Origin of the sequence: Rhodoferax ferrireducens, assembly GCF_003347515.1 — a bacterium.
Classification (GTDB): Bacteria; Pseudomonadota; Gammaproteobacteria; order Burkholderiales; family Burkholderiaceae_C; genus Rhodoferax.
The window spans coordinates 1-20951 of the sequence record NZ_QEII01000188.1; the positions used below are offsets into that span (position 1 = coordinate 1).

At 60.7% G+C, this 20951-nt stretch carries 20 protein-coding genes and 2 pseudogenes; 16 read left to right on the plus strand and 6 right to left on the minus strand.

Annotated features, from left to right (window positions below):
- The first annotated feature begins 478 nt into the window (after nucleotides 1-478).
- The 6 genes and pseudogenes from C5P05_RS02005 (at nucleotide 479) to C5P05_RS02025 (ending at nucleotide 6913) form a co-directional block, all read left to right on the plus strand.
- A complete protein-coding gene (locus C5P05_RS02005; protein ID WP_269813886.1) occupies nucleotides 479-1846 on the plus strand; it encodes a metallophosphoesterase in 1368 nt (455 codons plus the stop codon).
- A 15-nt stretch (nucleotides 1847-1861) separates the two neighbouring features.
- Entirely contained in the window at nucleotides 1862-2929 is a 1068-nt protein-coding gene (locus tag C5P05_RS02010) for a GTPase-associated system all-helical protein GASH (protein ID WP_114968225.1), read from the plus strand.
- Between the two features lie 171 nt (nucleotides 2930-3100).
- Entirely contained in the window at nucleotides 3101-3979 is an 879-nt protein-coding gene (locus tag C5P05_RS33495) for a TRAFAC clade GTPase domain-containing protein (protein ID WP_232834308.1), read from the plus strand.
- Nucleotides 3972-4835 carry a TRAFAC clade GTPase domain-containing protein gene (locus tag C5P05_RS02020; RefSeq protein WP_157979180.1) on the plus strand — a complete coding sequence of 288 codons (864 nt, stop codon included), beginning with the start codon at nucleotides 3972-3974 and terminating at the stop codon, nucleotides 4833-4835. The genes C5P05_RS33495 and C5P05_RS02020 overlap by 8 nt, the downstream gene beginning before the upstream one ends.
- Nucleotides 4836-4843: 8 nt before the next feature.
- Nucleotides 4844-5146 (plus strand): annotated as a pseudogene (locus C5P05_RS35210) (hypothetical protein); the annotation flags it as partial.
- Between the two features lie 261 nt (nucleotides 5147-5407).
- A complete protein-coding gene (locus C5P05_RS02025) occupies nucleotides 5408-6913 on the plus strand; it encodes a hypothetical protein (RefSeq protein WP_157979181.1) in 1506 nt (501 codons plus the stop codon).
- A gap of 770 nt (nucleotides 6914-7683) precedes the next feature.
- Here the strand turns inward: C5P05_RS02025 and C5P05_RS02035 are convergent.
- A complete protein-coding gene (locus C5P05_RS02035) occupies nucleotides 7684-7908 on the minus strand; it encodes a helix-turn-helix domain-containing protein (protein ID WP_114968229.1) in 225 nt (74 codons plus the stop codon).
- 150 nt (nucleotides 7909-8058) lie between these two features.
- Between C5P05_RS02035 and C5P05_RS02040 the strand changes: the two genes are divergently transcribed.
- From C5P05_RS02040 to C5P05_RS02085, 10 genes are all read left to right on the plus strand, one after another.
- Nucleotides 8059-8307, plus strand: a complete 249-nt coding sequence (locus tag C5P05_RS02040; RefSeq protein WP_114968230.1) for a hypothetical protein — start codon at nucleotides 8059-8061, stop codon at nucleotides 8305-8307.
- The gene (locus C5P05_RS02045; protein WP_114968231.1) at nucleotides 8300-9811 is read left to right on the plus strand and encodes an Arm DNA-binding domain-containing protein; all 1512 of its coding nucleotides are present in this window, start codon (nucleotides 8300-8302) and stop codon (nucleotides 9809-9811) included. The genes C5P05_RS02040 and C5P05_RS02045 overlap by 8 nt, the downstream gene beginning before the upstream one ends.
- A gap of 137 nt (nucleotides 9812-9948) precedes the next feature.
- Complete coding sequence (locus C5P05_RS02050; RefSeq protein ID WP_157979182.1) at nucleotides 9949-10644, plus strand: hypothetical protein; 696 nt, start codon at nucleotides 9949-9951, stop codon at nucleotides 10642-10644.
- A gap of 63 nt (nucleotides 10645-10707) precedes the next feature.
- Nucleotides 10708-12960, plus strand: a complete 2253-nt coding sequence (locus C5P05_RS02055) for an ATP-binding protein (protein ID WP_114968233.1) — start codon at nucleotides 10708-10710, stop codon at nucleotides 12958-12960.
- Nucleotides 12961-12982: 22 nt separating this feature from the next.
- Nucleotides 12983-13444, plus strand: coding sequence for a hypothetical protein (locus C5P05_RS02060; protein ID WP_157979183.1), 462 nt, complete (start codon nucleotides 12983-12985; stop codon nucleotides 13442-13444).
- 49 nt (nucleotides 13445-13493) lie between these two features.
- A complete protein-coding gene (locus C5P05_RS02065; protein ID WP_114968235.1) occupies nucleotides 13494-13946 on the plus strand; it encodes a hypothetical protein in 453 nt (150 codons plus the stop codon).
- The gene (locus C5P05_RS02070) at nucleotides 13946-14482 is read left to right on the plus strand and encodes a hypothetical protein (protein WP_114968236.1); all 537 of its coding nucleotides are present in this window, start codon (nucleotides 13946-13948) and stop codon (nucleotides 14480-14482) included. The genes C5P05_RS02065 and C5P05_RS02070 overlap by 1 nt, the downstream gene beginning before the upstream one ends.
- Before the next feature lie 47 nt (nucleotides 14483-14529).
- Nucleotides 14530-15180: a hypothetical protein gene (locus C5P05_RS02075; protein ID WP_114968237.1), complete on the plus strand. Its 651-nt coding sequence runs from the start codon at nucleotides 14530-14532 to the stop codon at nucleotides 15178-15180.
- Nucleotides 15177-15536, plus strand: coding sequence for a hypothetical protein (locus C5P05_RS02080; RefSeq protein ID WP_114968238.1), 360 nt, complete (start codon nucleotides 15177-15179; stop codon nucleotides 15534-15536). Before C5P05_RS02075 ends, C5P05_RS02080 begins: the two co-directional genes overlap by 4 nt.
- Nucleotides 15533-15862, plus strand: a complete 330-nt coding sequence (locus C5P05_RS02085) for a hypothetical protein (protein WP_114968239.1) — start codon at nucleotides 15533-15535, stop codon at nucleotides 15860-15862. The genes C5P05_RS02080 and C5P05_RS02085 overlap by 4 nt, the downstream gene beginning before the upstream one ends.
- Before the next feature lie 8 nt (nucleotides 15863-15870).
- Here C5P05_RS02085 and C5P05_RS02090 read toward each other — a convergent pair whose 3' ends face one another.
- The 5 genes and pseudogenes from C5P05_RS02090 to C5P05_RS02110 all read right to left on the minus strand — a co-directional run.
- Nucleotides 15871-17790: a putative bifunctional diguanylate cyclase/phosphodiesterase gene (locus tag C5P05_RS02090; RefSeq protein ID WP_114968240.1), complete on the minus strand. Its 1920-nt coding sequence runs from the start codon at nucleotides 17788-17790 to the stop codon at nucleotides 15871-15873.
- 512 nt (nucleotides 17791-18302) lie between these two features.
- Nucleotides 18303-19235 (minus strand): 3-keto-5-aminohexanoate cleavage protein, encoded by a 933-nt coding sequence (locus C5P05_RS02095; RefSeq protein WP_114968241.1) that lies wholly within the window; start codon nucleotides 19233-19235, stop codon nucleotides 18303-18305.
- Between the two features lie 108 nt (nucleotides 19236-19343).
- A complete protein-coding gene (gene panD / locus C5P05_RS02100; RefSeq protein ID WP_114968242.1) occupies nucleotides 19344-19721 on the minus strand; it encodes an aspartate 1-decarboxylase in 378 nt (125 codons plus the stop codon).
- A 203-nt stretch (nucleotides 19722-19924) separates the two neighbouring features.
- Complete coding sequence (locus tag C5P05_RS02105; RefSeq protein ID WP_114968243.1) at nucleotides 19925-20857, minus strand: electron transfer flavoprotein subunit alpha/FixB family protein; 933 nt, start codon at nucleotides 20855-20857, stop codon at nucleotides 19925-19927.
- 11 nt (nucleotides 20858-20868) lie between these two features.
- Nucleotides 20869-20951, minus strand: a pseudogene (locus tag C5P05_RS02110) (electron transfer flavoprotein subunit beta/FixA family protein); the annotation flags it as partial.

Here is a 20951-nt window from a genome sequence, read left to right on the forward strand (position 1 = left end):
ATCAGGGTTTTGGACGATCATGTTTCCAACAGCCGCCTGGGAGCAGGCAGATCGACAGTTGCCCGTTTCGGAGGCTGAGCGACTGGTATTGAGAAATACGTTCGCTCACTGACCGCAATGGAGCGACGCACCCCAATTTCCGGACCTGGTCGTCAAGAGCAAACGGCCACCTCGAATCCCACGCCTTAAACCTGTCGTTGGGCCTTCGATCGCATTGGGCTGCTCCAGACCAGCCTGTCGTCGCCGGCTCTTGGGTGCCCTTTGCAGTCGCTGGCGAACGTGAAGACCCGTCATTCGCAACAATGATCTGAAATGCCGAAGCAGTCACTCAGATTGAAGGATCGGATTTTTCAGTCGGTGAAGCTTTGCCCTGAAGGGGTGGCATCGGCCAGATTGTGACCGTTCACTTCATTGCAAGACATCAAAGTAAGCGGGCAGCCCATCCATAAATGGGAGATTGTTTGTGTAACATTGTGCAATGCGTATATTGCACCTCTCCGACATCCACTTCCAGACCCCAATTTGTTTGACACCGGACATGGATCCAGATGAGGCATTCCGGGTTCGTCTTGAGGAAGACCTCGCAGAACTATGCAACGACGGCATGTCCGTCGACATCATTTTGGTGGGTGGAGACATCGCCTATAAGGCAGAACCCGGCGAGTATGAAGCTGCAAAGAAGTGGCTTTTGAGGCTCGCGGAAATTTGCCGTTGTCACCAATCGCGCATCCTCACGGTGCCGGGCAATCACGACGTGGACTGGGACATCTGCGCTCAGGTTCCCGTGTCGAATGCGCAGGAGGCGATTGCGGGAAAGGCGGAATTTCATGAAAGGGACCGTGAACTAAATCGCCAACTCGGGCATGCCGCGTCGGCTCGGGCCTTGTTTCAACCGATGGAGGCGTACAACGAGTTCGCAGCCCAGTTTCAATGCAACGTTTTCCCGGAACGCCCTTTCTGGCAACAAACGTTCGAGCTCGAACAGCGGGTCAAGCTGCGGGTATTCGGTTTGACCTCGGCACTTCTCTCCGGAGGGGGGGGACGGGACAAGGCGCCGGGCAAATTGTTCCTGGGAAGCAGGCAGACCGTGCTGAAGCCCGATGCCGACGTAGTTGCCTTAGTACTCTGCCACCACCCACCCTCTTGGTTTTCGGACGCAAGCAATGCCGGAAATCTCATTGACGCGCGCGCGATGCTTCAGTTTTTCGGTCACGAGCATGACCAGCGCTGCATTCGCCCTCCGGAATACATGCGCTTCCATGCAGGAGCCGTGAACCCCGAGCGCGATGCACCCGCATGGAAACCTGGCTACAACCTCGTCGACCTGTGCGTTAAGGGTGAAGGAGCGGCCCGAGAACTTAAGGTTGAAGCTCACTTGCGGCAGTTCCAATCAGCGCCAAACGAACTTTTCCTGCCCTACTTCACCAAGAAGAAAGAGGATGTCTGGACTCACACGATCAGTATTCCTCAGGCCCTACGGACAACATCCAGCATCGGTGCCGGGCCGCCATTGCCGCATCCTGCTCAAAATGAGACGAAAATAACGGCTGCTGTTCAAGCTGTGCTAGCGGCGGTGGTGCATGAATACGATGATCATCACCCAAAGCCGGATATGCAACCGGAGTTCAAGGTGTCAGAGCCGTCCACCGACAATCTCATCTTCAGGTTTTGGCAATTGCGCGTCGATGAGATGCGAGACATTGCCCTTGACCTTGGGCTCATCACTGAGGCCGACCTCGACCTGCAGCCGCCGCAACGGTATTTCAAGGCCATGGAAGTCGCCAAAGAGAAAGGTCTCCTTGTCGAGTTGGCGAGGCTGATCGAGAAGCGTGAGAAGAATATCTAACGGGAGGAGATGTAAGTGCAAGAAGATTTTTTACGTTGGTATGCCACCATGTCGTTCGGTGAGGATGAGGGGCACGCTGCTAAGCGGTTTGAAACTGTCAGGGCGTTAGTGAAGGACCCGACAACGGCGACGCTTGAGGTGTTAATCCGTCTGGCTTTCCGCCTAAAGATTCAGACGTCTGCACCCGAGGTCGCTGAAGTTCGAAGCAAACTTACTGGCGAGCTACGACCGCCAGGTGACGAAGAGCTCGCTATGCTGGCTGCATCGGCGCTTGCATGTGCCATGGACTCTGATAGTGATAACAGCTCCCTCGCAGCCACCATGGTTGCGACAGCATCGTGCGGTGGGCTACGTTCCCTGGCGCAACCCATAGACTTGGTTGGTATGAGCAAGAGTGTCACCAGGAAATTGGCGGAAGTATCCCGGCGACGCCCTTCGCTCGAGCCCACTAGGGCCTTGGTAACTAGCTTGGATAAAACGGAGGTCGCGGCCGCAGAGACGCAGGTGAGCGAAGGCAATCTAGGCGGCGCCCTCCAGACCGTGGTTAATTCGATCAACAAAGCGCTCGCCGCTGTCTCCCGCCGTCAGACCGCGGTAGAGACCCAGTTCCAGAAGTACACCAAACTCCAGGACGAGGAGCTTGACATCTTGTGGTGGTTGCAGAGTGGTCACTGCGCCGACCTTCAAAACGACTTCCCTGATGTGCCGGCTGAGCACCGGCCTCTTGCTATTGCACGCGAGCTGGCCACCCTCACCAAGGTGCTTCCCGGCCCGACCGCACTGCAATCCCTCTTTTTGCGCGCAGGCGTACCGGAAGCCCCGCAACGTTCCATCGAGGTCGCTGTTCAAGGAATGCCTAAAAGTTGGCTCGATATGGTTCTCTGCGATGTCGACAAAGATAAAATCTCGCCAGTCACCACACCGATTCTCTTTGCCCTGAATCGACGAAAGGAGCTAGACGGTGACGAAGGCTGGGCCCCACCTTGGAGCAAGCTCACATCTCTTGACCAAGGAGTCGAGCTGGAGCCCCTATGTCTCGCCGAGATGGCATATCGCGAGTTCTTACTCGTGCAATTCGGCTGAACATCTATGGATGACGTCTCAGAAGCAAGAACGAAGCAGTGCTCCAACCCCGAATGCCGAGTCGCGCAGGACGATCGATGTATAGAAGGGTTCACCGAACTCGAAAGCTGCAGTCACTATGGCAAGGCCCTGGTGATCATTGAGACCGCAGCACCCGAGGCCACCAGACCTATGCGCCCAGGCATCAGATTACCTGGCGCGGAGGCGCTGTCTGCGGCAGCAGCTCAACTTGTAATTCGAAGTCAGCCCTGCAATGTCATAGCAATCGTCGGTCCTCACGAGTCTGGGAAGACCAGTCTAATCGGTGGCATATATGACCTTTTGCAGTACAGCATGATCGGACGCTATGCATTCGCGGGTACATCCACCCCGCATGCGTTCGAGCGGGCCTGCCATGACTCGCGTAGCGCCTCGAAGCGCGGGGTCCCACACATGGAACGCACGGAGCGCGGTGACGCAACCTACTTTCACCTTGACCTAGTGCGGGTGGATCGCGACGGAAAAAGGGCCGCATTATTCGCAAACCGCGACGGCGAGGCCTACATCGAAACCCACACGAATCCAGACCTGGCCAAGGGTTTCGTTGAACTTCGTCGATGTGACACACTCACCGTTCTGGCGGACGGCTTTAAACTACTCGACGACAGCGAGCGCCATCAAGTCGCGAGCGACGTCCGCCTCACCCTTCGTGCATTCGAGGAGTCTGGCCAGACCCGTACATGGCAGCAGTTAGCCATTGTCTTGACCAAGATCGATGCGGTGCGTAAGGACAAAGACAACGGCGAGCGTGCGATTCGGGACTTCAATCGCATCGTTGAAGACGTCCGCGAAGAGTTCGCACGACATTTCATGGACATTCGGCCGTTCCAGGTTGCTGCGTCACCGAAGGATGGCAGTGCGGAACGTGGCGAAGGGATGGCAGATTTGCTGGCTTATTGGATGAATGAGCCTGGGCGATACCGGCACAGCCAGGTTTCACACAGTCCCCAGCCATCTGCACGCGCGTTTGGACGCCTCCGCCCGGTCGCGTTAGGGGGGCGCAATGCTTGAACAAGCAGTTGTTGTCCTAGGTCTCCCCGCTTCGGGAAAGACGACCTACTTAGCCGCGCTTTGGCATCTGCTCCAAGCAAATAAGGTCGCGTCGAAACTTAGATCAGCACGGCTTAGGGCTGGAGAGGCAGCGCATTTGCACGAAATCGCGAAGCGATGGTTGCACGCCAAGAAGCAGGAACGGACCTTTCATTCCAAGAACCGCATTGTCACAATCGAGTTGAAAACTGCCGACGACGCGCAGTTCGTACTGACGTTTCCTGACGTAGCTGGCGAGGCCTTCGCCCAGATTTGGGAAGCCCGGGAATGTGACCCTGAGGTCATCGGCTCACTACAAGCACCAGGTGTGCTGTTGTTCGTCCATGCGACTGCAATCAATCGGCCCAACTGGATCGCCGACGATGAAAAGCTGAGCCAACTTATGGGCGTCAAGCGCGAGTCCGGGACGGCTATCCCATGGGAAGCACGATTTGCGCCCACGCAGGTCCAGCTCATTGATTTACTTCGTTGCCTTCAAGAAGCGCCGTTACATGTGGGGCCGCGCAAGCTCGCAATTGCGCTTTCCGCTTGGGACCTAGCAGAAGGCGACAAGAAGACGCCCGAAAAGTATCTTGAGATGCACCTGCCTCTTCTGCATCAGTATCTCAAGCATGGCCTCGACCCGTCTTGGAGCGTACAGGTGTATGGCATCAGTGCGCAAGGCGCCGATTACGATGGCGACGGGAAAGACGACAAGCCAAGCGAGAGCGCGAAGCGTATGAGGGAAAAGGACGTGCCATCGGAGCGTATCAAGGTGGTGGTCGGTGAAACCTTCTCTCATGACCTGACCGAGCCCTTGTTCTGGCTTCTGGCCTGAGGTCGGCAGTGTCAATTAAGGTTCATCAGGCGCTTCACGGATACTCGGAAGGGCATCGCCAACTTGCATGTTCTGCGACGTTATCGTCGAAGGATGCGCGCCTATTGCTCGTAATGAGCGACGTCTCTGGGTCAGGGGTGGCGGGTCTCGGGACCCCCTACCTGACGGGATATCCCCTCACTGATTCCGGCCTGTACGCGTTGTCCATGACTTGGCCTGCGCCGGAGATGCCGCGGCCAGGTTGCGTTTGGACCCATACGTTTCTCATCAGCTTCGCTGACCTTGCAATCATGGATGTGCCATCAGCGCTCGCGAAACTCTTTACCCGGCCGTCACAGGAACGACTAGGCGGATTCGAGAGCGACGTCCATGTCGAGTTCAGCTCAACCTTTCGGGAACCGATCAGCTCAAAGGGAACTCACCACCTCCGTGTTCTAGGTAATGCTTTGTACGGCCATCCAGAGGAACAGATTTGGGCTCGCCGTACCGCAGATGTTGACGTCGACGATGTCGTGCTGAGGCTGTGGGATCAACAGTGGCCCAGGCTGAGGCGCTCTTTCAAGTTTTGCACCTTGACCACGAGAGACCGCTCGCAAGACGTGCTTCTGTTTGACCTACAGCTCACTACAGGCGGCAACAACAGCCCGCAACTGCGTTTCGCCTCGACCTTGGAGGGCTTTGAGGCTACCGATGTGGTCGACGACAGTTGGCTTGCAGACCTCGCACAAGATGCAGAACATCCTACACGTTCATCTTTGCGCCAGATGCTCCGCCTCCTTGGAGCCGACCTGCTTGGTGGTCGCGAGGCCATGCGGCCCATCTGCATGCTGCATGCAGCACTAGAGATCCCGAGCCTGAGCGCACTTTCGGCTGCGGTAACGATGGTTCTGAACGACCTTCCACTATCGACTTCCGGCATAGCCAAAGCCATCGTTACATGTGCCGTTTTGGACAGCAAATTGACGGTCGAACCCGGCGGGACTCTGGACTTTGTCCTCCAGCACTTCGAGCTACTCAGCGATGGGGAGGTCATTGAGCATGCGGGCAACTTGGCCCGGGTCTTATGGCATGCAGACCCGCGCATGTTTATCGTTTCCAGCTACGAGGGCAGTGCGAAGGTTCGCAGTGCGCTAAGACAGAGTATCTCTTTCCTTGACCGAGATGACGTTCTCGCCGCCCTGCCAATGTTCGCAGATCTGGCCGAGCCGCTCCTGCAGTTGCTTCCCGAGTTGGTCATGGACCAACGATTCTGGGAGCACACTCAGTCCCGGCCAACGCGCGTCGCTTCTTTGGGCATTGAAATCTCGAGCCCCGAAGCGCTGCGCGCGATGATTGAGGGACTGCGTGACGAGGGCTCTATAGATTCTGCGCTGCAGTTCGCCGGGACGCCGACGGTTCTGGCATGCATCGACGAATTGGTTTGCATCAAGCATCCAATCGCTCAGCTTAATCGATGGATACGCCGGGCCTGCATTGACCTGGACGGTGTCGCCAGCCTACTGTCACAACGCACGCGGCAGTCGCGGGAACTGCTTCTGCTTTTGGCAAGCGCCCTCCCGCCCGAGGCCGTCCCAAACGAATATGGTGGCGACCCGTGGGTAATCGCACTTTCCAATTTAATCGCAGCCGAGGGGGCTCTTCCTGTTGAACTCTGCGCGTATGGCTTTCGACGAGCGCTGAGCTGGCGTTCAAGAAGCGTTGAGGCCTTGCTTCGCCTTACCTTCGAACCACTGCATGAGGCAGCAACACGGCAAGCAATACCTGCTGACTCGTGGAAATTGCTTGAGGAGGTACTACCGTGGGTATCGTCCTATGACGCCTGGGATAGCGGTCTAAGGTTGAGGCAGGCGACAGCAAAGAGATGCGTCGAACAGTCCATGCGCCCAGAATGCTTCGTCGAGTTAGTCGCGTCTGAACACCTGTTCATCGACGTCATGGATTCCGTCTGGCAGCTCTGGGGCGGCCCCCGCTACCTGCGGGGTGTGAAGGACTGGCTCATTGATGTTGGAAACGGGCCACACTCGCGCCAGCGGAAGATCGTTAAGCAGTTCGTCAAAGAACGGTCGACGTTCTGGTGATGAGGTCAGAGCCGTTGTCTGCCGTAGCGCTCACAGTAGCTGGATTGAGCGCTTGCTGCAGCGCCGGCATCTCAACGTGGTGGTTGCGGCGCTTGCCAACAAAATGTCACGCACCGTCTGGGCCGTCCTGGTCAAAGGACAAGCCTTTGACCAGGGTAAATGGAAAGCGCCCCATAGACCACGTGGACCCCGAGCGACCGGTCTTGATAAACACCGACACAGGTCTGCCGCAATCGACCGGCTGCAGCTGCTCGAGTCCGGGTACCACTTCGGTTGAAGTCGCGGCGAGACAGCTGACAGTTGGCCAACCGGCGCCACTGTCAGGTATCGGGTAGGCATTTTAAATATCCGTAAACCCGCTTCCGCTGCTCAAGGGCCGGCCACCGGCAGTTCCTGATTTTTTGGGCTGAACGACCGCAATGGAGGATTCGGTTCGGCGAATGGCTGTTATGGAGCAGCAACCCCGAATACCCGCAACTGGTCGACTCTTGACGGACGGCGTGCCGATTGGCCATCTCCAAAGCGGTCACCGCAGCTCGCATTTTGACGGTGATTTATGGCTGCTAAGGAACTGCTTGATTCTGAAATCAACTTACCGCAATAGGGGTCGATGCAGTCTTTGATAAATCAAATCAGTCCGACCAAAACCAGCCATGCGTATGACGGGTCAAGTAGTCAGCTTCAGCGCAAACTGATGAAAGTGGATCTACAGGAAAGGGGGGGTCTGCTGCGATGCCTTGACCGTAACGCTGCCCCGGACCCGCAATCACCTATCGCGCCTTGAGCGGGGCTGTGTCGTCGATGAACTCAAACAAATCGCTGACGGTGACGCCGAAGTACTTGCACAAAATATCCATCGCGTCGATATCTATCCGATTGGCGGTTTCCTGATAGAGAAGCGTAATGGTGTTCCTGTGTAGGCCTGTATCTCGGGCCACATCGCTGATTTTGAGCTTCCGCTCGCCCATCAGACGCGACAGATGACACTTAATCACACCATTCTCCAGAAAAAAATATCATTCAAGATGATAAAAAAACCTTGACAGCGATATTTTTCATTTCATAATATCACTCAGGATGGCAAAAAGACAGTTTAAATGTTCTTTTGACATCTGGATTGTCTCATTGAATCTAAGGAGTAAGAAATGGCTGCATCAACCTACCTGACTACCGACGAGCTGTCGGCTCGTATTAAGTACGACGTTCGCACGATTCGCGAACGACTTAAAGACAGCGTGCTATTGGAAGGCGTTCACTACTTTCGCCCTTTTGGCGGGCGAAAGATTCTTTATAAATGGGATGAGATTGAACGCGACATGGTTATGGAATCGAAACGTCGGCCCGTTGGCATCGCCGGTATCCCGATGGCAAACGGGAGCATGCTCCATGCCTAGCATTCGAAGCCGTGTGGACAACGATCTGCTGTTTTTTGACTTTCGATACGATGGGGCAAGATTCAGGGAGCAGACCTTGCTACATGACACCCCTGCCAACCGCAAGAAGCTGGAAAAGGCTCTCGCCAAGATCGAATCCGAGATCGCCGCCGGCACCTTCAATTACGCCAGCTGCTTTCCCAACAGCAAAGCCCTCAAACGGCTGGCGCAGGCCAATGTTGTCCCTGAAGCGGCTGCAACACCGGTTGCACAGGCGGTTCAATTCGTCGCCAATGCTTCCACTGAACCAGTCGATGCCGGCCCCCTGTTCAAGGACTTCGCCAGCCAATGGGTCGACGAACACAACATCGAATGGCGCAGGAGCCATATCCGCTCGCTGCTGTCGACCCTGAATGGTCGCCTGATCCCGCACTTCGGCGGCAAGGCGGTCGGCAGTATCTCCAAATCTGACATTCTGGTTTTCCGCGCCACACTCGCCAAAGTTAAAGGTCGCGGACAAAAAGAAGGGCTCTCACCCAAACGCATCAATGAAATCATTGGACTGCTGCGTCAGATCCTGAGCGAAGCCGCCGACCGCTTCCAGTTTACGTCACCCGCGCTCAACATCAAGACTCTGCGTCTGCGCAAGACCGACGTCGCACCTTTCAGTCTGGTCGATGTCCAGCGCATGCTGGCCACCGTCCGCTCCGACTTCAAGGACTACTTCACCGTGCGCTTTTTTACCGGCATGCGCACCGGCGAGGTCCATGGCCTCAAATGGAAATACGTCGACTTTGACTTGCGCATCCTGCGCGTGCGCGAAACCTTCGTGCTGGGGGAAGACGAGTACACCAAGACCGACGGCAGCCAACGCGACATCCAGATGAGCCAGCCGGTCTTTGACGCCTTGCAACGCCAGCAAGCCGTCACCGGCAAGGCCAGCGACTACGTGTTTTGCAACCTGATGGGCCAGCCGCTGGACAACAAGAACTTCTCCGACCGGATCTGGTACCCGCTGTTGCGCCATCTCGATCTGGACAAGCGCCGGCCCTACCAGATGCGGCACACCGCCGCCACCCTGTGGCTGGCCTCCGGCGAAGCCCCGGAATGGATTGCGCGCCAGCTCGGCCACACCAGCACCGAGATGCTGTTTCGGGTCTACAGCCGCTATGTGCCCAACCTGACCCGCCAAGACGGCTCGGCCATGGAGCGCCTGCTGGCCAGCCAGCTGTCGCAGGGCGCCCTGCTGCCGCAAAAGCAACAAGGCCATGCTGCCGCTATCTATGTACCGGCGCGGGACATCGCACCGCAGCCGATCCCGAAGCTGCGCGGCATCCATGGCTCGAACGGCACACCGGCGCCGTCCCGCGGGGTGGCGGAGATTCGCCTCGCCCCATCCAGCCGGGAGGGCGCTGGCGACCATGACGCGGGCACCGGCCCCGAGCGCGCCCAACCCCCACCCGGGCCCTGGCTGGTCCAGTCCGTCGCGTGGATGCCAAGCCATGCGCCGCTGCAGCTGAACTAGCCCAACCCCAAGGTATTTCCCCGATAAGCCCTTCGCCTGCAAAAACAGCAGACCCGGGGCAGGGGAGAGCTTTGCCCAAAAAAACCGTCATGGCCACGAATACCCGTCAAGCGAACCGCAACACACCAAGGATCTTCATGAAAAACACCATTACCCGCCGTCACCTCGCCGTCCTCAACGATCTGAGCTTGCAGGCCAACAACACCAGCAAAACCACTCCGTCAGCGCAGCGCCAACGCATCAGCCGCCAAGGCGCTTCCGTCATTCTGCCGTCCGGCGTGTATCTGGGCGTGCCCGCCGTCGAGATCACCGTCGGCGTGCCTGCGTCCGAGCTGCTGCGTCAGGCCATCGCCAAGCTGCGCCAGCCCGATTTGCACGCCTTCCTGAGCGCGGTCGTGGCCGAGCCCGAAGTGGCGCAGGCCCTGAGCACTGCGGTTTCTCCCAAAGGCGTGTCGCGCGCCTTGCCGACCTGCCCGGTGCAGGCCCTGCGCCGCGCGGCCGAGCTGGCCAGCTTTTGGTGCGGCTTCGGTCCGCAGGAGCGCGAGGTCCTGTATGCCGCCACCTTCATCCAGGGGTTCAGACACCTGCTGGCGGACGTTGTGGTCGGTGCCGCCTCGCTGGACGACATCCTGTTCACGCTGGTGCGCCCGCACCTGCACCGCCTTGATGAGCGCGCAGCGCGCCACGCCAGCCTGCTGCGCCTGGCGCTGGGCTGGGGCAATGCCGATGAGGTCGATGCCCATTACGTGCCGCGCCTGCAGGAAGCCGTTGCCCGTGCCCTGCGCTGCGTACGCCTCGACTCCTCCCAGCGCCCGAACGCCAGCCTGTGCTGAATACCGCGCAAGTGAGCACTGCCGAAGCCCAACCCAAACAACATACCCAGGACACCCCCTCTTATGAATAAGCTCAACGACCTCAACGACCTCAACGATCACAAGGACCCAAGCTCGCTCAACCCCGAGCCATTGGCGGGTCATTACGAGTCCGAAGCGCGCGCCGCCTACCGGGCCCCGCTGGCCTGCTGGATGCTGCGCATCTACGCCGGCGCCGGTGGCATGCCCCCTTACGGCGAAGCCGGCCATCCCCGACAGGCGCTGATCGCCCGGATCACCGGTGTGGCCGAACTGGCCGATCCGGCCGCGGGCCCGGCTGCGGTCAGCCGGGCGATTGCCGAGGCCAACGAGCTGGCCCATGCCATTCGCTCGCCCGATCAGTCCACCCTGGCGGCGCGCGACTGCAACATGCTGCGCACCGTCAACTGGCTCGCCGCCAGTGCCGGCCTCAGCACCGTCGAGCGTGACATCTTCGAGTTCGCGGTGGCGCTGCGGGCCTTCACCCCCTTGCGCCTGGCCGTGGCCTGCTGGGGCCCTCTCAGCCACGGCGACCTGCTCAACGCCTTGAGTGCGGTGCTGGACCTGCCGGGCGCGGCGGTCGCCCTGGCCTGCCAGCCCCGCAGCACGCTCTTGCGCTGCGGCCTGATCCGGCTCAACTACCACGAAGGCCCGCTGGACGCCTTGCTCAAGGCGCCGCGCCAACTCAGCGCCCGCATCCCCGAGCACCTGGGCGCGCCGCAGCAGATCCTGGCGCATCTGGTGGTTCCGATGGTGGCGCCTGGCTTGACGCTGAGCGATTTCGCCTACATGCAGCGCGATACCCGGCTGGCCCAGTGCTGGCTGGCCGGGGCCCTGGCCTGTGCCGCCAGCGCCGTGCCGGGGCAGGGCGCCGGTCATCTGCTGGTCAGCGGCGAGCCGGGCCTGGGCAAGACCGAGTGGGTGCGGGCGGTGTTGCAGGATGCCCAAACCCAGGCCATGGAGCTGGCGGTGCTGGACGAAGAGGGTTCGGCCCTGTCCGGCGAGGAGCGCCTCAGCCATTTGCGATTGGCCATGAGTCTGTTGCGCAACACCGCGCGCGGCGTCATCATCTTCGATGAAGCCGATGATGTGTTTCGCAGCCCGGGCGAGGCCGGGCAGGGCGATCCTTCAGCGGTGAGCATGGTCAACCACCGGGCCAGTCTGAACCGCCTGATTGAAGACAGCCAGGTGCCGGTGATCTGGATCATGAATCACCCCGACATACTGGACGGCGCGGTGCTGCGCCGCTTTGACACGGTGATCCCGTTTGCCGGCATGCCGCGCTCCGTGCGGCTGGCCCTGCTGGCGTCGCGCGGCCACTGGGACGCCTCGGAGATCAAGCGCTGGGCTGACATTGCGGACCTGACGCCGGCCCTGATAGACCGGCTGGCGACGCTGCAAAAGCGGGCCACGCAGGCCGGCCAGACGATGGACGCTGAGCTGTGCGGCCACTGGCTGCGCCGGCGCCTGCCGGGCAAAGCGACTCGACATCTGGAACATCCGGAGCATGCTGGAAATCCGGGCGGTCTGGACCCCAAGCGCCAACGGCCACTGCCCTGGCACGCCAGTTCGGTCAACGCCAGCGAGGACCTGCTGGCCCTGGCAGAGGGCATCAAGCGCTGTGGTTCGGCCCGGGTTCTGTTGTACGGCCCGCCGGGCACCGGCAAGACCGCCTATGCCCATGCCCTGGCCCGGATGCTGGACCGACCCTTGCGCGAGCAACGTGCCTCGGACCTGTTGTCTCCCTATGTCGGGGAGACCGAGCAGCGCATCAGCCTGGCCTTTGCCACCGCGCTCGATGATGGCGCCGTCCTGTTCATCGACGAGGCCGACAGCTTGCTGGCCAACCGGGAGCATGCCGTGCGCAACTGGGAGGTGAGCCAGGTCAATGAATTGCTGGAGCAGCTCGGCGACTTCGAGGGCGTGCTGGTGCTGGCCACCAACCGGCTCGAAGCCTTGGACGGCGCCGTGCTGCGCCGCCTGGACGCCAAGATCCGCTTTGACGCGCTGAGCCCGGCACAGGCCAGGCGCAGCTTTGCGGCGCTGTGCGAGCAGCTGGCTTGGCCCTGCCACGAGCGGGACGTGCAGGCGGTGTCCCGGCTGGTGGCGCTGACCCCCGGCGACTTTGCCTGCGTGCTGCGCCGGCTGGCCTTTGCCCCGCTCATGCCGGTACGGCAACCGGACGGCGAACAGACCCAGGCCAGCGCCCTGGTGGCGCTGTTGAGCGAGGAAGTGCGGCTCAAGACCCAGGGCCGCCAGCCCATGGGTTTCAACCCGCCATCAGTCGTCAGGCCATGAACTGACCCTGAAAGACCCCGTGATGAAGCGCCGACCTCAACCCGCATTGAACACCCACCCCAGCCAGGAGAACAGCATGAATACCCGCAACAAGAAACCGGCCGCATCGGCCGCCGCGAAGAACAAGTCGGCGAAGAAAGCAGCGCAGTCCAGCCAAGCCCGGACGTCCCCCGCCAGCCCCGCAGCCCCGGCGCCTGCGTTGGTCCGTGTGCATGACCTGACCGGTCTGGCGGTGCTGCATCTGCCGCAGGCCCTGCACGAGATCCTCGGGGAGGAGGGCTGGCAGAACTGCCTCGAAGACACCAAGGAAATCGAGCTCAGCCTGAATGTGCGCCAGCTCCGCGATGTGGTCTATATGCGTCTGCCGGTGCTGGTGCGCGAGATGACGCCGGCGAGCCCCGTCCAGATGCTGGTGGACGTGATCCGCCTGGCTGAGCGCAAGGCCACTGCCCCGGCCAGCGGCAAGAAGCGTCGCCGGAACTGATCCGACGCACCCGTGCCGCCGTTAAACCCCTCACCTACTAGGACCCCATATGTCAGATGCCCCTGAAACCCCCATCCACCCAAGCCCTGCGAACCCGGAGCCGGCTCCGAGCGCCAGCCCGGGCCGACCCGGAAGCCTGCGGCAGCGAATTCAGATCGGTGCGCTGGTACTGCTGGTGCTGGCGATCTGGTTGAGCTATCTCTATCTGGTACTGCTAGTGGTGTTGCCGCTGGCATCTGCCTGGAACGGGGAGCAGGAACAGATCGTGAGCTCGGTCCAGAACGCGGGCCGGGTGCGCTCGGTATCCCAGAGCAGCGGGCTCTGGACCCGGGCCCTGGTGGAAACCGTGAGCGCGTACTACCCCTTGCCGGAGGCGGTCAGCCTGCACAAGAACGAAGCCCTGGGCCTGGAAGTCCGCGCCAACCAGGCCCGCTTCCTGGGCGACCGCCAGCACCGCGGCCTGAAGCTGATGTCGCGCATGGGCCTGGAGGGCGCACGGTGATGAACAACTCCAGCGCCGGCAAAACCGCCACCCGCCCCAAACCCCAAGGAAACACAACCATGCCACCGACCGAAGAAACAAAGAACACCAAATCCGGCAGCCCGGCCATCTCTGCAAACCAGGAGGACGAACGTGAAGAAGGGCGCCGGGATCCGTGCGAGCTGGCAGATGAGGAGCTGGAAGACCCGGATTGTGCCGATAAGCCCAAACCGGCGGACTCCACGATGTCTTCGCTGGGTCTGATCCTGGCCATGGCCGTCGCCTTTCAGCTTTTATGGTTCTCGCCGCGGATCATCCGGGCCGTGGCGAACCTGGGCCAGCCCGACGAACGGGTCTTGCTTGGCACCGTGCGCAAAGTCACTTTCATCGGCGGCTTCAGCACCGCCACCCAGATCGATACGGAAACCCAGACCCTGCTGCTGCGCGGTGCCGCCAGCCTCCAGCCCGGCGCATCGCTGGAGCGCCGCAAGGGCTTCTGGGATACCCAGGCGTGCGAGCTGCAGACCGGCGCCTGCTGGGATCTGCTCAGCCGGTAAGCCGACTTCTACTTTCTTCTGACAAACCCAACTATCAAGGATTAAACATGAGCCACCCTGCCAATACACACCGACCTCTACCTTCCGAAGGAACGCTGGCAACGACAAGCCCGGCAACCCAGCGCCTGCCCTCCGCCGAGGTCGCCCTCCTGCGCCAAACCCTGCACCAGCACTGTCCGCGCTTCATCGATGGTGCGCTGGTCCGATTGGTGCAGCAGGCCTTCGCCCGGGATGAGGTGGTCGAGGCCTATTTCTATCCCCTGGTGCAAAAGCCGGCGGCCACGGTTGCGCCAGGCGTGGCACCCGTGATCCTGATTCCGTTCGAGCAGGCACACCGGGCCGCGCTGCGGGCGCAGCAGATGGCCGTGCTGGCGACCTTGGGCCCGTTTGTCCGCCATCTGGCCGCGCTGGCGGCCATGCTGTATCCCTGTGGCTGGTTTCTTCATGCCCACCCGGCCTTCGCATTCCCCAGCCCGAACTTCCAGCCCGATGACGCCTATGGGCACAGGCTGAGTTACCAGTTGCTGCAGCCGGCGCTGCAGGGCTTGCGCGGCAACTTTGGCGGGGAGTTCATCCTGCTGTCGAGTGCGCTGGGCTTCAGTCTGGAGGACAGCTGCAACAATGAGGTGGTGGCGCGTGTAAGTACCGCGGTCTATCTGGCCAATCTGCACGTGACCGCCTTGTGGCGCCCGGCATGAGGCGGCTGTCTTCCGGTCTGCAGCGATATGCCCTGAGCTGCACGCTGAAACTGCGCGGCTTCAAGCTGGCCGGGTTCAAGGGGGCGGGTGCGCTTCGGGTGCAATTGCCCGAGCCCTTGACCCGGCTGCTGGGCTGGCGCGTCGGCCAAGGCTTGCAGGTGCGCGCCAGCGTACACGGCGTGCAGCTGGCTGCATCCCATGTGCCCAGTGCCTTGCACGCCACGGTGCCACGCAAACACAGCGGCGCCGACCGGGTCCGTTTCCAGCGGCGCTGGCAGCAGGCGCTGCGCCGGTTGCGGCGCGAGCCGAAGCGGCGTCACGGGAGCATTGCCAGGAAGACGAGGGTGGGGCGATGAGCCGGTGGGGGATGGCCCGCTTGGACGGGAGCGGCCTGGAGATTCAATGTCCGCAGCGGCTGTGGATGGACATCCGCCGCCTCGATGGTCGAGTGGAGCCGGGTTTTGCGCGTCTGGATGGGAAGGAGATCACGGCGAGGGATATCGGGCTATTCCTGCAGGATTGGCGCGCGCTGGCATGGACGCGGATGGAGAACAGTGATCTGTCCAGTGGCCAGTGGATGGCCCAGGCGGGGGACTACCGGACCAACATTTATGGCGACCCCGGCTCCAGCATGTGGCATGAGGAGGTCATGGATCTGTACCGGCGGTTTATGGATGCATGAGCCTTGCACTAACCCGACAGCTGCGACCAATTGCTTTCCCACGCCTGGAATTGCTCTGCCGGCATCGGTTTGCTGATCAGGTAGCCTTGCGCCACATCGCAACCGAGTCCGGCCAGACGCTCCCAGATCGCCTGGCTTTCCACCCCTTCCGCCACGACTTTCAGGCCCAGGTTGTGACCGAGTTCGATCGTGGAATGTACGATGACCTCGGAGTCGCTGCTTTGCATCATCGGCATCACAAACGATTGGTCGATCTTGACCCCGTCCACCGGCAACATCTGTAAATAACTCAGGCTGGAATAGCCGGTGCCGTAGTCGTCGACGAACAATTCGACCTCCAATTGCTTCAAGCGGGTGAGCGTTTCCAGCGCCGCGGCCGGGTCCGCCATCAAGGCGCTTTCGGTCAGTTCGAACTGGATCAGCGCCGGGTCAAGACCCCAGGTCGAAAACAAGCCGCGGATCCGGTCGATCAGCCCGGGATCGTAGAGATCGTGCGCCGACAGATTGACCGCCAGCGCTCGCGCCAGCCCGGCTTCCTGCCAGGCGTAGCTCTGGCTGAAGGCGGCTTCCAGCATCCAGTTCGTCAGCGGCGTGATTGTTCCCGCCTGTTCGGCGAGCTGGATGAATTCCGTTGTCGAAATCATGCCGTGCTGCGGATGCTGCCAGCGCACCAGGGCTTCGGCGCCGCACACGCGACGCGAGGCGATCGCCACCTTGGGCTGGCAATACAGGCGCAGTTCGTTGTGCTCGATGGCCCGGTGCAAATCGCCCATCAGCGCCAGCCGCCGGATGTGTTCCTGCTCCTGCCCGCCGGTGTACATGGCATAGCCGCCGCGCACCGGCTTGGTCTGGTGCATGGCGGCGTTGGCGCGTCGGATCAGGGCATCGGCATCGGTGGCATGGCCGGGAAACAGGGCAATGCCGATGCGCGGGTTCGCATCGAGCATGAGGCCGGAAACCATCACCGGCTCACGCAGCAGGCTCACCAGCCGCTGCGCCACCTGGATCGCATGCTCGGCGCCGCCATTTGGCAGCAGCAAGGCGAATTCAGCTTCCCCCACCCGCGCCAGCATTTCGTCGTCCTGGACCGCGCCCGCCAGGCGCCGGCCGAGTTCCTGCAGCAGTTCATCGCCCGCGCGGTAGCCCAGCACCTTGTTGATTTCGTGGAAGCGGCCGACTTCCAGGTGCAACAGGGCCAGCGAGCGGTGTTGCTGCTTCGCCGCTTGCATCGCTTCTTCCAGTTGTTCCAGCAATAGCGTGCGATTGGGCATGCCGGTCAGCGCATCGTAATAGGCCAGGCGCGCGATGGTGGCTTGCGCCGCGCGATGCTGGACCCGCATGCGCAAATTGGCAATGCCGTACGCCAGATCGTCGGCCATCTCTTGGAGCAGCTTGACTTCTTCCGCATTGAATGCATCGGGTTCCACCGCACCCATGACCAGGGCGCCGAGCACCTCGCCCTCCACGCGCAGCGGAAAGGCGGTCGCGGAGGCGTAGCCACTCTGGATCATTTGCTTGCGTAAACGAGGGTAGGCTGGGATAGCGTAGGCGGGATCGGTGAGGAGGTTCCTTCCCACGACGGGTTCACCAGTGCGGATCGCGGTGCCAGTCGCGGTGCGGCCGACTTCCGTTTCCGCCCAGGTGAAATGATGCGATTCAAGGAACTCCATTTCCGTCCCGATGCACACCATCCAGCGGATGCTCTTGGCGTCATCATGCTCCGCATACGCGACGCAAGCCATTCGGTAGCCGCCTGTTTCCACGATGACCTGACACATGTCGCGCAGCAATTCCTGCTCGCCCGATGCCCGTAGCAGGGTATGGTTGCCGGCGCTCAAGGTCCGCAGGGCGCGGTTGACGCGCAGCAACTCTTTTGTCAGTGCAGAGTTCGCACCGCCTTCAATCGGTTCGTCAGTAGGATTGGCCATCAGTTGCCCTTCGACACGCTGAATGAATTAATTATACGCAGCGCCCGGGAAAGAAAGGATCAAAGCAATAGCCCCTGCTAAACGCTGGCTCGAAGAGCGCAGACCGCCGTCGATGAGACCCTGCTTCTGATGGCGGCTGAGTTGACGAACTCCAGCTCGAATGTTGCTAAGTTGCCTTGCGTGCTTGAAGCGGTGAATGCCACCTCATTGACAATGCCTCGCACTCTGTTGGTAAGGCTAACAAGAATGGTCGGCCAAGGTTTTTATTGCCTGCCAGCTGAGCGGCGGTATCAGCACACGCACAGTGCCGCGCCACGGCATTTGAAGGAAACCTGTCATTGATAGACCGCTCTGGTCAACGTTGTTCCAAGATGCAAGAATAATGACGGAGATGGAACCTTAACGTCGATTGCCGCCAGGTCACATCGTGGCGATCCGAACACTGCCGACGGTAAAAAGCCTGATTCTCAAAGGTACTTAAGACAACATCTCGTCAGCGGCAACGCGTATTATCAAAAGGCAACCTTGTCAGCACCTTTGAGTTGCAGAATCGCACGCGCTTCTGCGGGGGTGGCAATCTCGAGCCCCAAGCCTTCAAGGATGCTCCGAACCTGGCGCACTTGTTCGGCATTGGACTGCGCGAGCTTGCCTTTCCCGATCCACAAGCTGTCTTCCAGTCCGACGCGCACATTGCCACCCATTGAGGCGGCCATAGCGGCAATCTTCATTTGGCTGCTCCCCGCTCCCAGCACCGACCAGCGGTAATCGTCACCGAACAGACGATCAGCGGTACGCTTCATGTGCATGACATCGTCGGGATGCGTGCCGATGCCGCCCAGAATACCGAACACCGTTTGAATGAAGTACGGCGCCTTCACCAGTCCTCGTTCGACGAAATGCGCCAAGTTGTAAAGGTGAGACGTGTCGTAGCATTCGAATTCGTAACGCGTTTCGTTGACCGAAAGCTCGGTCAGCACGGTTTCGAGGTCGCCGTAGGTGTTGCGGAAGATCAGGTCCTTGCTGCCTTCAAGGTACGGGCGCTCCCAGTCGTGTTTGAACTCCTTGAACCGCTGCAGCATCGGAAACAGTCCGAAGTTCATGGTGCCCATATTCATCGAGGCCACTTCCGGCTTGAGCACCTTCGCTGGCTGCATGCGCTCCTGTACTGTCATGTAGGGCGAGCCGCCGGTAGTCAGATTCACGATCGCGTCGCTGCGTTGCTTGATCGCTTTCAGAAAAGGGGTGAACGCCTCCGGCCGTTGATCGGGTTTGCCGGTGACCGGGTCGCGGGCGTGTAAGTGGATGATGGCTGCACCGGCTTCGGCCGCCGCGATGGAGGACTCGGCGATTTCTTCCGCAGTCACGGGCAAATACGGCGACATTGACGGTGTGTGAATGGCACCCGTGACCGCGCAGCTGATGATGACTTTCTTTTGCTGGAACATTTTTGTCTCCTATTTGTGAAATGGACAGTTCAAGAACCGTTTGGGTTTAAAAGAATGGATAAGTGGCCTGCATGAGGGGCGCAATCTCGGTGTCTCAATGCAACACAATTATTTCTGGGTCGGCACTTGATGGCGCAACCCGGTCTGCTTGTTCTTGTCGTCAACAAACACCAGTTGCGGCTGATGCGCGACCACCTGGTCGTCGTGCACCTGGGCAAAGGCGGCGATGATGATCAGGTCGCCGACGGCGGCGCGCCGGGCTGCCGAGCCGTTGACCGATATCATGCCGGAGCTCCGTTCGCCCTTGATGGCGTAGGTGATGAAACGCTCGCCATTGTTGATATTCCAGATATGGATCTGCTCGTTCTCGACCAGGTTGGCGGCGTCGAGCAAGTCTTCGTCGATGGCGCAGGAGCCTTCGTAGTGCAGCTCACAGTGGGTGACGGCGACGCGGTGGAGCTTGGATTTGAGCAAAGTTCGGAACATGATGAATCGGTGTTGATCGTCAATACTTCAACCTGATTGACTGGAGGCGGGGCAGCAAAAGGAGCGTAGTTTCCCGACCCGTGCGCATGTGTCGTATCCTCCTGGAAGAAGGCGTCGTTCTCGCCGAGTCGGGCTCGAAGCTCGCGCAGGCATTGGAGTAGCAGGGCCATGGACTGTCCTTCTGCAGGTTTGGCTTCTATGAACTACAGCGCCGTCACCAGCTCAGGCACGGCGGTGAACAGATCCGCTTCCAGGCCGTAGTCGGCCACCGAGAAGATCGGCGCTTCCGGATCCTTGTTGATGGCGACGATGACCTTGGAGTCCTTCATGCCGGCCAGATGCTGGATCGCACCCGAGATGCCGCAGGCGATATACAGCTGGGGCGCGACGATCTTGCCGGTCTGGCCGACTTGCCAGTCGTTCGGGGCGTAGCCGGCGTCCACGGCGGCACGGGAGGCGCCCATGGCGGCACCGAGCTTGTCGGCCAGCGGCGTCATGATTTCCATGAACTTGTCGTGTGAACCCAGGGCCCGGCCGCCGGAGACGATGATCTTGGCGGCTGTCAGTTCGGGGCGGTCGTTCTTGGCGATTTCGCTGCCGACAAACGTGGCCTTGTCGCTGGCGGCCACTGCCGTCACGCTTTCCACGGTGGCCGAACCACCGCTGGCGGGTGCGGCGTCAAAGCCGGTGGTGCGCACGGTGATGACCTTGACCGCATCCAGGCTTTGCACGATGGCGATGGCGTTGCCGGCATAGATCGGGCGTTCGAAGGTGTCGGGGCTGTCAACCTGGGTGACGTCGGAGATCTGGCCGACATCGAGCTTGGCGGCGACACGCGGGGCGATGTTCTTGCCGGAAGCGGTGGCGGGGAACAGGAGGTGGCTGTAGCTGCCGGCAAGAGCCAGCACCTGGGCGGCCACATTTTCAGCCAGGCCATGGGCGAAGGCCTCGCTGTCGGCATGCAGGACCTTGCTCACGCCGGTGATCTGGGCTGCCGCTGCAGCCGCCGCAGCGGCATTGGCACCGGCGACCAGCACATGCACCTCGCCGCCGCAGGCCAGGGCCGCGGTGACGGTGTTCAGGGTGGCGACCTTGAGGGTCGTGTTGTCGTGTTCGGCAATTACGAGTGATGTCATGTTTGTGCTCCTCAGATGACCTTGGCTTCGTTCTTGAGTTTGTCCACCAAGGTGGCGACGTCGGGCACCTTGATGCCGGCGCTGCGTTTGGGCG